The sequence below is a fragment of the Citrobacter sp. Cpo126 genome, assembly GCF_030332445.1.
Classification (GTDB): domain Bacteria; phylum Pseudomonadota; class Gammaproteobacteria; order Enterobacterales; family Enterobacteriaceae; genus Citrobacter; species Citrobacter portucalensis.
Genome location: NZ_JAOWHT010000027.1, coordinates 90,278 through 103,029 on the forward strand (window position 1 = coordinate 90,278; position 12,752 = coordinate 103,029).

At 53.2% G+C, this 12,752-nt stretch carries 14 protein-coding genes; 3 read left to right on the forward strand and 11 right to left on the reverse strand.

Annotation, left to right across the window (positions count from 1 at the left end):
- Nucleotides 1–6: 6 nt before the first annotated feature.
- From pcp to ybgI, 7 genes are read right to left on the reverse strand one after another with little or no spacing between them, the layout of a single operon-like run.
- A complete protein-coding gene (gene pcp, locus OGY17_RS05465; RefSeq protein ID WP_003831398.1) occupies nt 7–651 on the reverse strand; it encodes a pyroglutamyl-peptidase I in 645 nt (214 codons plus the stop codon).
- Between the two features lie 9 nt (nt 652–660).
- The gene (locus OGY17_RS05470; protein WP_032942722.1) at nt 661–1,656 is read right to left on the reverse strand and encodes a DUF979 domain-containing protein; all 996 of its coding nucleotides are present in this window, start codon (nt 1,654–1,656) and stop codon (nt 661–663) included.
- Nucleotides 1,653–2,375, reverse strand: coding sequence for a DUF969 domain-containing protein (locus OGY17_RS05475; protein ID WP_003831395.1), 723 nt, complete (start codon nt 2,373–2,375; stop codon nt 1,653–1,655). Before OGY17_RS05475 ends, OGY17_RS05470 begins: the two co-directional genes overlap by 4 nt.
- A gap of 55 nt (nt 2,376–2,430) precedes the next feature.
- Entirely contained in the window at nt 2,431–3,165 is a 735-nt protein-coding gene (gene pxpA / locus OGY17_RS05480; RefSeq protein ID WP_191215049.1) for a 5-oxoprolinase subunit PxpA, read from the reverse strand.
- On the reverse strand, nt 3,155–4,087 hold the full coding sequence (gene pxpC / locus OGY17_RS05485) for a 5-oxoprolinase subunit PxpC (protein ID WP_048214672.1): 933 nt from the start codon (nt 4,085–4,087) through the stop codon (nt 3,155–3,157). The genes pxpA and pxpC overlap by 11 nt, the downstream gene beginning before the upstream one ends.
- Nucleotides 4,081–4,737 carry a 5-oxoprolinase subunit PxpB gene (gene pxpB, locus OGY17_RS05490; RefSeq protein ID WP_003831391.1) on the reverse strand — a complete coding sequence of 219 codons (657 nt, stop codon included), beginning with the start codon at nt 4,735–4,737 and terminating at the stop codon, nt 4,081–4,083. The genes pxpC and pxpB overlap by 7 nt, the downstream gene beginning before the upstream one ends.
- 15 nt (nt 4,738–4,752) lie before the next feature.
- Nucleotides 4,753–5,496 carry a radiation resistance protein YbgI gene (ybgI, locus tag OGY17_RS05495; RefSeq protein WP_003831390.1) on the reverse strand — a complete coding sequence of 248 codons (744 nt, stop codon included), beginning with the start codon at nt 5,494–5,496 and terminating at the stop codon, nt 4,753–4,755.
- Between the two features lie 289 nt (nt 5,497–5,785).
- On the opposite strand from ybgI, the gene dtpD reads away from it, so the two are divergent.
- Nucleotides 5,786–7,267, forward strand: a complete 1,482-nt coding sequence (dtpD, locus tag OGY17_RS05500; protein WP_008784127.1) for a dipeptide permease DtpD — start codon at nt 5,786–5,788, stop codon at nt 7,265–7,267.
- 46 nt (nt 7,268–7,313) lie between these two features.
- On the opposite strand, the gene OGY17_RS05505 is transcribed toward dtpD, so the two are convergent.
- From OGY17_RS05505 to OGY17_RS05520, 4 genes are all read right to left on the reverse strand, one after another.
- Nucleotides 7,314–8,216 (reverse strand): Rpn family recombination-promoting nuclease/putative transposase, encoded by a 903-nt coding sequence (locus OGY17_RS05505; protein WP_020996544.1) that lies wholly within the window; start codon nt 8,214–8,216, stop codon nt 7,314–7,316.
- Nucleotides 8,217–8,377: 161 nt separating this feature from the next.
- Nucleotides 8,378–9,796, reverse strand: coding sequence for a deoxyribodipyrimidine photo-lyase (phrB, locus tag OGY17_RS05510; RefSeq protein WP_286606589.1), 1,419 nt, complete (start codon nt 9,794–9,796; stop codon nt 8,378–8,380).
- A gap of 18 nt (nt 9,797–9,814) precedes the next feature.
- Nucleotides 9,815–10,369, reverse strand: a complete 555-nt coding sequence (locus tag OGY17_RS05515; protein WP_286606592.1) for a DUF1722 domain-containing protein — start codon at nt 10,367–10,369, stop codon at nt 9,815–9,817.
- A 97-nt stretch (nt 10,370–10,466) separates the two neighbouring features.
- Nucleotides 10,467–10,673 (reverse strand): YbfA family protein, encoded by a 207-nt coding sequence (locus tag OGY17_RS05520; RefSeq protein WP_003022870.1) that lies wholly within the window; start codon nt 10,671–10,673, stop codon nt 10,467–10,469.
- Nucleotides 10,674–10,981: 308 nt separating this feature from the next.
- Between OGY17_RS05520 and kdpF the strand changes: the two genes are divergently transcribed.
- Both kdpF and kdpA read left to right on the forward strand, forming a co-directional pair.
- Nucleotides 10,982–11,071 carry a K(+)-transporting ATPase subunit F gene (kdpF, locus tag OGY17_RS05525; RefSeq protein WP_001670793.1) on the forward strand — a complete coding sequence of 30 codons (90 nt, stop codon included), beginning with the start codon at nt 10,982–10,984 and terminating at the stop codon, nt 11,069–11,071.
- Nucleotides 11,071–12,750: a potassium-transporting ATPase subunit KdpA gene (gene kdpA, locus OGY17_RS05530; protein WP_286606594.1), complete on the forward strand. Its 1,680-nt coding sequence runs from the start codon at nt 11,071–11,073 to the stop codon at nt 12,748–12,750. The genes kdpF and kdpA overlap by 1 nt, the downstream gene beginning before the upstream one ends.
- Nucleotides 12,751–12,752 lie beyond the last annotated feature (2 nt).

Genomic DNA, 12,752 nt, shown 5'->3' on the forward strand with positions numbered 1-12,752 from the left:
CCTTTGTTAATGTGTTGCGCCGCCCGTCACTGCGATATCGCTTTCCACCTGCAAGGCGGTGGCAATCGCAATCTCCAGCGCACGGCGCACCGTTTCTGTCGCCATACTTGGCGCCCCGGGATGCTGTGCAGCCTGTTGCGGCAAATAAGGGATATGAATAAAGCCGCCCTTCACCGCCGGTACGTCGCGTAGTTTATGCAGCAGGCCATACATCACGTGGTTACACACGAAAGTACCCGCAGTCTGGGAAACCGAGGCCGGAATTCCCGCGTTGCGCATGGCGACAACCATCGCTTTAATCGGCAACGTACTAAACCATGCCGCCGGGCCATCGACCACAATCGGCACATCGACCGGCTGTTGCCCCTGGTTATCCGCAATACGCGCATCGTCAACGTTAATCGCCACGCGTTCCACGGTGATATCCGTGCGACCACCCGCCTGCCCCACAGCCAGCACCAGTGATGGCGACAACGCGTCAATCGCGGCATTGAGTACAGCGAGAGACTCACCAAAGACACACGGTAGTTGGCGGGCTATTACGCGGCATCCGCCGATAATAGCATTGTCGAGGCTCGAGACCACTTCCCAGGAAGGGTTAACTGACTCGCCGCCAAAGGGTTCAAATCCCGTGATGAGTACTGTTTTCATCCTTCCTCCTTACAGGAACATCAGGAAATACATCAGGAACACGTTGACCAGCAGCAGCAGTATGCCGGTTGGCACCTGCGCTTTAATCACCGCATTTTTGTCCGGTAGTTCCAGCAACGCTGCAGGAACAATATTAAAGTTCGCCGCCATCGGCGTCATCAGCGTCCCACAATAGCCGGAGAACATACCAATCGCCGCCATTACCGCTGGGTTGCCGCCGTGTTGCAGTACGAGGATTGGAATACCAATCCCAGCGGTCACGATCGGGAAAGCAGCAAACGCATTACCCATAACCATGGTCAGCAATGCCATGCCGATGGTGTACACCGCCACCGCGATAAAGCGACTATCCACCGCCAGATATTCCTGCGTCAGGTATGAAATGCCGCTACCGACACCCGCCGCTGTAAACAGCAGCCCAAGCGTAGCCAGAATCTGCGGCAGAATGAACGCCCAGCCAATGGAGTCCAGCAGACGGCGTGCCTCCTGAATCGGTTGATGCACCCGCTCATGGGTCATTTTTATCGCCATCGCCAGACCAATCAACGAGCCCGCTGTCATTGAAAAGAGCGTTACCAGCGTGGCGTGATTACCCGGCCCGAACAGCGCATCCTGTAAGCCCGGAATATGGTTGAACATCAGTACGCCAATGACCGTTACCACCGGGATCGCTAATGCCGGGAAAAACAGGCGGTTGCCCAGGCGGCTGGCGCTTTCTTCGCGCTGTTGCTGCGTGCGTTGATGGTAGCTTCCCAGCTTCACACCACCAAAACCCGCGATCAGGGCCAGCACAACCACCGCAACGCCGACGGCAATATGCACTGCGCGTTTATCGCCAAACAGCGAGTATGTCCAGTCACCAAGCAGAAACAGTACGCCATATATGCCCCAAAACAGGCCTGTGGTGAAACGGCGCGGGTTTGCTTTGTCCTGCCAGGACATCAGCGCCACAATCAGTAATACCGCACCTGCCAGCCAGTAGAGATAGCTTTGTTGAAAATTCATTTCGCTTCCCCTTTCGCTGCGGCATTCGCTTTCGCCACTTCACGTTGCAAATAGCTATCCAGACGCCACAAACGCGTGCCGTGGATCAGGAAAGCACAAATTGCCGTCGGGATCCCCCACAAGGCGATATGCAGCGGTTCGGTCTGGATCCCACCAGACTCCAGCATAAAGTTGTGCATGAATATGATCGCGCCGAAGGCAACAAAGATATCTTCACCGAAAAACAGCCCGACGTTATCGGTCGCCGCTGACATTGCGCGCAGGCGATAGCGAACCGCGCCGGGTATCTCGCCGTGATTTTTCTCGGCGGCCCCTTCCGCCATTGGCGCCAGCAGCGGGCGCACCATCTGCGGATGCCCCCCCAGGCTCGTCAACCCTAACGCAGCGGTCGCTTCACGAATGAACAGATAGACAATAAGCAGACGGCCACTGGTGGCACTGCGGATTTTCGCAATCCACGCCTGAGCGCGCTCTTTGAGTCCGTGACGTTCCAGCAGGCCAATAACCGCCAGTGGGATCAGCAGGATAAACGGCAGGTTGCGGGTGTTAAGAAAACCTTCACCCAGCTTCTCGAGGATGGTGGCGATCGGCATATGCGCCGCCAGTCCCGTGACGATCCCGGCAATAATAACCACCAATACCGGATTAAAACGTAAAAGAAATCCGACCACGATGACGGCGATCCCCGTCAATGGCCAGAGAGAAATTACCTCTCCCATAATTCATTCCCGTATATGTTGTTGTGTAATATATTGTTGTTTTGTATGGTAAATCTTATGCACCAATTTCAATATTGCATGCATTAAAGGCGCTACGCAAGCGACGGGCAAAAGCGAGTGCGTGCTCGCCATCCCCATGAATGCATACCGTCTGGGCAGTTACGCTTGCCCATGTTCCACTTTGGCTTTTTACTCTGCCGGATTGCACCATTTCTAACGTTTGCGCCAGCGCCTGCTCTTCATCCTCAATCAGTGCGCCCGGCTGGCTGCGAGGTACCAGACTGCCATCGGCCTGATAACCCCGATCGGCAAAAACCTCCTGACGCGTTTTCAAGCCATAGTGTTCTCCAGCGCGAATCAGTTCGCTTCCCGCCAGCCCGACCAGAACCAGCGACGGATCACAGGCATGAACCGCTTTCGCAATCGCATCAGCCAATTGAGGATCTTTCGCCGCCTGGTTATAGAGCATGCCATGCGGTTTGACATGGCGCATCACGCCGCCTTCTGCCCGCGTGATGGCAGCCAGCGCGCCAATTTGATACAGCGTCTGCGCATACACCGTTTGTGCAGGCAGGGTCATGGCGCTACGACCAAAATTTTCCCGATCCGGAAAGCTGGGGTGTGCGCCTACCGCCACACCATTTTTTAACGCATCACGCACGCTTGAGAGCATAGTTTGCGCATCGCCGGCGTGAAACCCACAGGCGATGTTGGCCGATGACACCAATTGCAGCAACGCTGCATCGTTCGCACATCCCTCACCGAGGTCTGCATTGAGATCAATTTTCATTGTTAAGTCGCCATGCTAACTGTTCAAGATAACGCTGCTGGTCGTACCGCGCCTTCAGCGCTTCCTCCAGCGAACACTGCACAAAATGAATCGGCTGACCGAGCGGGATCTGCGCCAGATGATACATATCTGCCTCGATAATACAGGCGATGCGCGGATAGCCACCCGTCGTCTGAGCATCGTTCATCAGCACGATTGGCTGGCCATTATGCGGAACCTGCACCACGCCGGGGAGCAAACCATGCGACAGCAGCTCGCGATCGGTCGTGCGCGTCAGCGGTTGCCCCTGAAGACGATACCCCATACGGTTACTTTGCGGGCTAAGCTGCCACGGCGAGCGCCAGAAAGAGGCCTGCGATACCTCATCAAACTCCTGATATTCAGGGCCGGGCAGTGCGCGAATGAGATTACCCCACATCAGTTGTTTTACACCTTGTGGCCCGCTGAATTGCCGGGTCGATACGCCAATCGCCAGTCGGTCGCCATCACGCAGCAGACGCCCTTCAAACCCACCAATGCCCACTTTCAGATCGGTACTACGCGAACCCATCACTTCAGGAACATCAATACCGCCCGCTACCGCCAGATAACTGCGCATGCCATGAAGCGGGCGTTTTAGCGTCAGGCGCTGCCCGGCTTTTACCGGTAACCGCCATCCGCTCCATACGGGAGTTCGATCCAGATGCGCTTCGCATCCAGCACCGGTCAGGGCAAACCAGCCATCGGCTTCAAACTCCACCACCAGTTGCCCCAGCGTGATTTCCAGCGCTGCGGCATTCGCATCATTACCCACCAGCAGGTTAGCCACGTTCAACGCCGGTTTATCCAGCGCGCCACAGTGACTAATTCCGGATTGACGAAAACTATGGCGTCCCCCGTCCTGTACTGAGGTGTACATGCCAGCGCGGATGATGTTTAACATATCCCCTCCTTCTGCGGGACAAAACGCACGGTATCGCCAGCCCGTAACAGAATCGGCTCCTCCCGTTTTGGATCAAATAACGAAACGGAGGTACGCCCAATCAATTGCCATCCACCAGGTGTTGCAAGCGGGTAGATCCCCGTTTGAGATCCACCGATACCGACAGAACCTGCCGGAACAAGCAAACGCGGTTCCGCACGTCTGGGGGTATGCAGCTGTTCAGGTAAGCTCCCGAGATAGGGAAATCCCGGCTGAAAACCGATAAACCACACCACATAGTCAACTGACGCATGAAGTTCGACGACCTGCTTGTCGCTTAATCCGCTGTGTCGGGCGACCTCTGCCAGATCAGGGCCAAACTCACCACCATAGGTCACAGGTATTTCAATAAAACGTGAATCCGGCTCCAGTGCTTCGCTCTCTTCCCACCAGCGCTGCAGGCGTTCAATCGCATCCAGCGCCAGCGTTTGCGGGTCGCGTAGAGTAACCGTGATATTGTTCATTCCCGGAATAGCTTCAAGCACATTCGGGGCGTCAACTAAACGCTGAGCCAGACGCCAGATGCGTTTCTGAGTCGCCAGCGTGATGGGGGGCTCCAGTTCAAGAACCACCGCCGTTTCACCTAACAGATAACAACGCGCTCGCTGCACTTTCATCCCTCTTTATTACGCTGGATTAGGTATATCGATAAAGGTTACGTCCAGATCGGTATTTTCATTCAGCCATTCGCTTAATGCGCGAATGCCGCCGCGTTCGGTCGCATGGTGACCGGCAGCATAAAAATGCAGCCCCTGCTCGCGGGCTGAGTGAATGGTTTGCTCAGAGACTTCACCGGTAATAAAGGCGTCGACACCAAATCGGGCTGCGCTATCAATAAAACTTTGACCGCCACCGGTACACCAGGCAACGCGCTGAACTTTCTCCGGCCCGGTATCACCGCACCATAACGGTTTACGGCCTAAACGCGCTTCAATCCACGATGCCAGCTCCAGCCCCGGAACCGGCATGGAGAGTTCTCCCCATGGCACCAGCGGTTCAATTTCCCCCATCACGGTGATTCCCAACAGCGCGGCCAACTGCGCGTTATTCCCCAATTCCGGGTGTGCATCCAGCGGCAAGTGCCAGCCATACAGGTTGATATCATTTTCTAACAGCGTTTTCAGACGATTGCGCTTCATGCCGCGAATAACCGGAGATTCGCCTTTCCAGAAATAGCCGTGGTGAACAATAACCGCATCCGCTTGCTGGCGTACCGCCTCGTCCAGCAATGCCTGGCTTGCAGTCACACCGGTCACGATTTTATGCACCGTCTCTTTGCCCTCAACCTGCAAACCATTCGGCGCATAATCGCTAATGGCGGCGCTGTTTAGTTTGTCGTTGATCAGTTGTTCCAGTTCGGTGTTTTTCATCATCGTCCTCGTAGTCATCATTTCTGCCTGCCCAATCAGCAACACAGCTTAGGTTAAAATAGCGTCCCCGCCTGCGTTCGTCGATAGCCATTTCACTGACACATAAAGAAACAATCACACCCGCTTTGAACGTGATTTGCTTACCACTACGCGATCTAATTCATGTATATTTATGCAATCAGACAGCATATTGCAAAAATAATCAGATCTGTATCAAAGTTACAACTTTAAGGAAACACACTCGCGCAGCACGTTCAGCCAGTCGCGAGGCATTTACTTCGAGAAAATAATGAATAAACAAGCATCTCAACCACGGGCGATATACTACGTTGTCGCGCTACAAATCTGGGAATACTTCAGTTTTTACGGCATGCGTGCGCTGCTGATCCTGTATCTCACTAACCAGCTTAAGTACGACGATAATCACGCATATGAACTGTTCAGCGCCTACTGCTCGCTGGTCTATGTCACCCCTATTCTCGGGGGATACCTGGCCGATAAAGTGCTCGGCAATCGAATGGCGGTGATGATCGGCGCATTTTTAATGGCGGTGGGACATCTGGTATTAGGTGCCAGTGAAATGGCTCCGGCGTTCCTCTATTTGTCGCTGGCGATAATTGTCTGCGGTTACGGTCTGTTTAAATCAAATATCAGTTGCCTGCTGGGCGAGTTATATCAACCTGAAGACCCGCGTCGCGACGGTGGATTCTCTCTGCTCTACGCCGCCGGTAACATCGGTTCGATCATCGCACCAATTGCCTGCGGATACGTGCAGGAAGAGTACAGTTGGGCGATGGGCTTTGCGCTGGCTGCCATCGGCATGCTGGCAGGGCTGGTGATTTTCTTATGTGGAAATCGCCATTTCGCCCACACCACCGGCGTCAACAAGGCCGTTCTGTGTGCTAAAACCTTTATTCTGCCAAACTGGGCCTGGCTGTTAGTTCTGCTAGTTACCACACCGCTGCTGATTACCGTGCTGTTCTGGAAAGAGTGGTCCGTTTATGCACTGATTGTTGCCACTGTTATTGGTCTGGCAGTTCTGGCGAAGATTTATCGCCAGGCACAGACGCAGAAACAGCGCAAAGAGCTGGGGCTTATCGTCACACTGACCTTCTTTAGCCTGTTGTTTTGGGCCTTTGCTCAACAGGGCGGCAGTTCGATCAGCCTGTATATCGACCGCTTCGTTAACCGCGATATTCTGGGGTATTCCGTCCCTACCGCGATGTTCCAGTCGGTTAACGCTTTTGCCGTTATGCTGTGCGGTATCGTACTGGCGTGGGTAGTCAAAGAAAGCGTAAGTGGCAATCGTACCGTACGTATCTGGGGTAAATTTGCCCTTGGCCTCGGCTTAATGAGCGCTGGATTCTGTATTCTAACCTTGAGCGCTCGCTGGTCCGCTGCTTACGGCCACTCTTCCATGCCGCTGATGGTACTTGGGTTAGCGGTCATGGGCTTTGCCGAACTGTTTATCGATCCGGTGGCAATGTCACAAATTACGCGTATTGAGATCCCTGGTGTTACCGGCGTATTAACCGGCATTTATATGCTGCTTTCCGGTGCCATCGCCAACTACCTGGCTGGTGTTATCGCCGATCAGACCTCGCAAGGTTCGTTTGATGCTGCGGGCGCTATCAACTACTCCATCAATGCATACATTGATGTCTTTAGTGAAATTACCTGGGGCGCGCTGGCCTGTGTGGTGCTGGTGCTGCTGATTTGGCTGTACCAGTCGCTTAAGTTCAGAAACCGTTCACTGGCGGTAGAATCCTGAGTGTAGGGGCCCGATGATGTAATCTGATTCGGGCTTTTTTCAGGAATTACGCATGGCTGGCAGTCAACTCCTCTTCAGAAAGACCTGTAACCAGAAGCACCATGTTGCGATCTATTCCCTGCTCCAACATAGTTTGCGCTATACGTAATGCGGCTTCTCGTTTGCCTCGCTGCAACCCTTCCTGTAATCCATCTAAGCGTAACCGCTCGGCAATCGTCATCAGCTTCTCCTTATGTTGGGGGATCCGTTGCGCCATCTCTTGTATAAATTCATTAAAGCGAGATTCATCGCCGGATTGCAGGATGTAATTAAACATCGCCTGTAGTTGCGTGTCATTAGCGCACCCTGTAAGTAACAGCGTGGCCAGTTGATCTACCAGCCCCATCAAATCCCGCTGACGGATATGTTTTTGCATTAGTTCCAGCAGTGCCATTCGCCTGTGAGCCATGATTTCGTCATCGGGCACCACTGTGATATCCACCAATGGAAATGCGCTGGCATAAAGTTGCCGTGCCGTTACAGGATCGGTAAACGCATCAAGCCAGCACAGTGAGTACGGATACGGACTTCGACAGCCATGATAAAACAGCATGGGTATCACAATCGGCAGTTCTTTGTGCCCGGCATCCAAATGACGCTGCATCGCCGCTATTGCGTAACGCAGCAGACGAAAAGCCATATGCGGATCGGCTGAACTCTGGTGTTCTATAACCACGTATACATAACCTTCACCATCGTGCGTATGCACAGACCAGAGCACGTCGGAGTAGCGGGTACGTAAATCCGCTTCAATAAAGCTTTCTGACTCCAGCTTCAGCGTATTTAAATCGCAAAGCGTTTGCAGATCTGCGGGTAGATGAATTTCGAGGAAGTCCCGAGCTGTTTCTGGATGATGTAAAAACGTTTTAAATACCGCATCGTGCGGTGTAGATGTCGTTGGTGTTGTCATCAAATTCCGTCACCTGAATGAAGATGACGGCACTTTACTGCTGGCGGAAAACATCTTCATCAAGGCATTAGCAGCCTTGCGTACACGCTTCAGCGCTAAATGCCCCCCACTGCAACATATTCATTCTGCTGGAAGGTATTACGCAGAAATCCGCTGCGCGCTTATCCCTTACGCGCCGCCTCATATGCCGCCAGCGTCGCCAGCCTCGCCTGTTTATGATCCACAATCGGGCGAGGATAACTCAGTGTTACCTGCGCTTTTTCAGCCCACGACCACGGTTCATGAATGGCTTTACCCGGCACGTCGTGCAGTTCCGGCACCCACTGGCGGATAAACTCACCGTCACGGTCGAATTTTTCGCCCTGCGTCGTGGGGTTAAAGATACGGAAATACGGTGCGGCGTCGGTTCCGGTTGAGGCTGCCCACTGCCAGCCGCCGTTATTGGCCGCCAGGTCGCCATCGATCAGTTGCGACATGAAATATTGTTCGCCTTTACGCCAGTCGATCAGCAGGTCTTTCACTAAAAAACTGGCGGTAATCATTCGTAAACGATTATGCATCCAGCCCGTGGCGTTGAGCTGACGCATGGCCGCATCCACAATGGGGTAGCCCGTATTCCCTGTTTTCCAGGCCTGCAAATGCGTCGGATTATTCTGCCATTGCACGCGATCGGTCCAGCGAATAAAAGGTTGATACCGACACAGCGCCGGATGGTAAGTCATCAGATGACGATAAAATTCGCGCCAGATAAGCTCATTCAACCAAACGCTGCCTGCCCCATCCTCAAGCGCCTGCGGCTGCTCCACGAGCAGTCGATTCAGGCACTGGCGCGGCGATAGCCCTCCTGTCGCCAGGCTCGCGGATAATCGACTGGTTCCATCAATCGCCGGAAAGTCACGCAGTTGTTCATATTCTCCGGCGGCCTGCTGGCAAAAATGGCGTAACTGCGCGATGGCCAATTTTTCTTCTGCCGGAAATTGCTGCGAATCAAAATCCTGCTGCGGGTAGCTCAGCGTGATGGATGTTAATGGAGAGTCAAGAGCACCGCTTTCTCTCACCTTCGGCGCACTGACACATTCTGGGATCCCGTCTTTTATCCGCTTCAGCCAGGCATTTTTAAACGGCGTAAAGACTTTATACATCTCGTGATTACCGGTCATGACCGCCCCCGGAGGCAGGATCACGCTGTCGTCAAACCCTTCGCACACCACCTGAGGTATTGACTTTTCAACGGCAGCATCACGCTGGCGTTCGTTTATTTCATATTGATAGTTATAAAATATTCGACTGACGCCATGCTGTACGCAGACGTTTTTGACGGTTTCCACACTGGTCGCAAAATCACCGACTTCATGAAACAGAAGCGGGATGCCCTTTTCTGCCAGCGCCGTTTGCAACGCGTTCAACTGCGCGTTAACCAATGCCGCCTGACGTGGGGCCATATCATGCGCCTTCCACTGTTCAGGCGTGGAGATATAGAGCGCGAGTACATGTGCAGAACGATCCCGACAAGCCGCCGCCAGCGCGAGATTGTCATGCAGGCGTAAATCACGCCGAAACCAGACCAGATGCGTGGTCATAACACTCCCTGATAAAAATTAATCATTGCCCTGTAAACGCCAAATCGCAGGCCAGAGTTCAAAATAACGTTGCCCGGACAACCAGGTGTTCGGGTGCTCAGCCATATAGTGTTTGAGGAACATTAAGGGTGCAAGTAGCGGCTGCGCCTCGCGTCGATAGTTATCGATTATCGAGGTCAATTCCTGACGTTGACGCAGATCGAGCTGATTACGGAAATAGCCCTGTACGTGCATCAATACATTGGTATGGTTACGCCGGGTAGCAGGATTTAATAACAGATGGATCAATCGTAGGCGATACTCGGTAAAAAAAGCATCGAGATCTTGCCATTCATGGATTGCGGCAACGAAGGGGCCAAGCTCCCGATACTCTGGCTGGGAATGCGCCAGTAGTACCAGTTTGTAGCGGGTATGATAGTCAATTAATGCGCCCCGCGTTAATTTTCGCTGACGCAGGCGGTGCAATTCATGCAAAGCGTAAACACGTATTAATGTATTTTCGTCGAACTGAGGTGCCTCACTCGCTTCTGTGGTCAGACAGGTGCGGATACCAACAGGAATTCTCGTGCTCATCGCCACTCCTTATCCGTTACTCAGATAAGTGTAGACGTCGGCGTATAAAAAAACCGCCACATTGCTGTTGGCGGTTTTCTTGAACAATAACGACAACTTAATAGAAGTCGCAGGTAGCTTTTTCAGCCTGCTCCATCCACACCGGTTTATCACTAGTTTTGGACCAGACGCGGTGCAGATAGCTGTAAAAACGGGCGCGGTCTTTCCAGAACAACATGACCGGCAGCGCCAGCACGCCCGCCACAACGGCAAAGGTACGGCGCAAGAAAACAATGTGTGCTGGATATTCTTTATAAAAGTCCATAATCCTCTCCCATATATCTGTTCGGTGAATCGCACCGGAAAAATAAACTTGGTTAACTGATGAAAATAATACCGCCTTGTGTGTAATTTTGCTACTCATCCGACCACTTATTTTTATCTATTGATGCTCCGTTTAGCTAAAAACCGTAATTAAGTTACATAAAGGTTAAATTAATACTAATCATTAGTTAAATAATGGTCTTTGCCATTTTTATACTTTTTTTACACCCCTCCCACTGATTTTTGCGAAATCTTTGCAAGCAAAAATCTACGCTCTGGTTATCACATTTATGCCACTGGAGGTGCACCGTGAGTGCAGGCGTGATAACCGGCATTGTGCTGGTCTTTTTATTATTAGGTTATCTGGTGTATGCCCTGATTAATGCGGAGGCGTTCTGATGGCGGCCCAAGGATTTTTACTCATTGCCAGTTTCTTGCTGGTACTGTTTATCATCGCCAGACCGCTGGGTTTTGGCTTGGCTCGGCTGATCAATAATACGTCCCTGCCGGGCCTGGCTGGCGTGGAACATCTGCTCTGGCGCGGTCTGGGCATCTCGCAGCAGGAGATGAACTGGCGGCAGTATCTGTTGGCGATCCTCGCGCTCAATGTGCTGGGGTTGCTGGTCCTGTTTTCAATGCTGATGGCGCAAAACCTGCTGCCGCTAAATCCGCAACAGCTACCTGGGCTTTCGTGGGATTTGGCGCTCAACACGGCGGTAAGTTTTGTCACCAACACCAACTGGCAATCCTATGCTGGCGAAACCACCTTAAGCTACTTCAGCCAGATGGTCGGGCTGACCGTGCAGAACTTCCTGTCAGCGGCAACCGGGATTGCGGTGATTTTTGCCCTGGCCCGTGCCTTTACTCGCCAGAGCATGAACACGCTGGGCAATGCCTGGGTCGATCTGGTTCGCATTACGCTGTGGATCCTGCTCCCCATTGCATTGCTCATTGCGTTGTTCTTCATTCAGCAAGGTGTGCTGCAAAACGTGTTGCCCTATCAGCCCATTACTACCCTTGAAGGGGTGAAACAGCTGCTGCCGATGGGGCCCGTCGCCTCACAGGAAGCGATTAAGATGCTTGGCACTAACGGGGGCGGGTTCTTTAACGCTAACTCATCACATCCGTTTGAAAACCCTACCGCGTTGACCAATCTGGTACAGATGCTGGCCATTTTCTTAATTCCTACCGCGCTGTGTTTTGCCTTTGGTGATGTGGTTGGCGATCGTCGCCAGGGGCGGACCCTGCTGTGGGCCATGTCGCTGATATTTGTAGTCTGCGTAGCCGTGGTGATGTGGGCCGAAGTTCAAGGCAACCCGCACCTGATGGCATTCGGTGCAGACAGTAATATCAACATGGAAGGCAAAGAAAGCCGCTTTGGCGTGCTGGCTACGAGTCTTTTTTCCGTCATGACGACAGCGGCATCTTGCGGCGCTGTCGATGCGATGCATGACTCCTTCACCGCGCTGGGCGGGATGGTGCCGATGTGGCTAATGCAGATTGGCGAAGTGGTCTTCGGTGGTGTCGGTTCGGGCCTGTACGGCATGCTGCTGTTCGTGTTGTTGGCGGTGTTTATCGCGGGCCTGATGATTGGTCGCACGCCGGAATATCTGGGTAAGAAAATAGACGTGCGTGAAATGAAAATGACCGCGCTGGCGATTCTGGTCACCCCTGCGCTGGTGCTGCTCGGTACGGCGATAGCGATGATGAGCGACGCCGGACGCAGCGCCATGCTCAATCCTGGTCCTCATGGCTTTAGTGAGGTGTTGTACGCCGTATCGTCTGCCGCGAACAACAACGGCAGCGCCTTCGCCGGATTAAGCGCCAACAGCCCGTTCTGGAACTGTCTGCTGGCCCTGTGCATGTTCTTCGGCCGTTTCGGCGTGATCATCCCCGTGATGGCAATTGCCGGATCGCTGGTCAGTAAAAAGATCCAGCCAGCAAGTCCAGGCACGCTGCCTACCCACGGTGCACTGTTTGTCGGGTTGTTAATCGGTACGGTGTTACTGGTTGGCGCCCTCACCTTTGTTCCTGCCCTGGCGCTTGGCCCGGTCGCAGAATACCTGTCATTACACTGAGT